Annotated in this window: 1 pseudogene; it reads right to left on the reverse strand. The window is 58.6% G+C overall.

The features are described from left to right. A pseudogene (locus tag VZ95_RS19000) lies at positions 1–686 on the reverse strand (DNA-directed RNA polymerase subunit beta); the annotation flags it as partial.

Genomic DNA, 686 nt, shown 5'->3' on the forward strand with positions numbered 1-686 from the left:
TCCATCTGCTTCTTCAAGGCTTCGAGATCGTCCAGCACCTTATCATCGGACACGGCGATTTGACGCCATTGACCCGGCGTAAGGCCCGCCAGCGTTTCGGTATCGACAATCGCCCCGGCTTTAACGCCGCGCGGACCCGAGGCGATGGTTTGCCCCAGCAGAAGTTCCTTCAAACGGCCATTGAAGCTGCGCTCCAGAATGACGCGTTCGTCGTCGCGATCCTTAGCGAGGCGTTCGATTTCCAAGCGTTCGATGGCAATCGCGCGCTCGTCCTTATCGACGCCGCGACGGGAGAAGACGCGCACTTCAACGATGGTGCCCGTAACCCCAGGCGGTACGCGCAAGGAGGTGTCGCGCACGTCGGAGGCTTTTTCCCCGAAGATGGCGCGCAGCAGCTTTTCTTCCGGCGTCATCGGCGATTCGCCCTTCGGCGTCACCTTCCCCACCAGAATATCGCCCGCTTTCACTTCGGCCCCGATGTAGACGATCCCAGCTTCGTCGAGGTTCTTCAGCGCTTCTTCACCGACGTTGGGGATATCACGGGTGATATCTTCCTGGCCGAGCTTGGTATCGCGCGCCATCACTTCGAACTCTTCGATGTGGATCGACGTAAACACGTCTTCCGACACGATGCGCTCGGAGATCAGGATCGAATCTTCGAAGTTGTAACCATTCCAGGGCATGAA

The sequence above is a fragment of the Elstera litoralis genome, from assembly GCF_000963705.1.
GTDB lineage: Bacteria > Pseudomonadota > Alphaproteobacteria > Elsterales > Elsteraceae > Elstera > Elstera litoralis.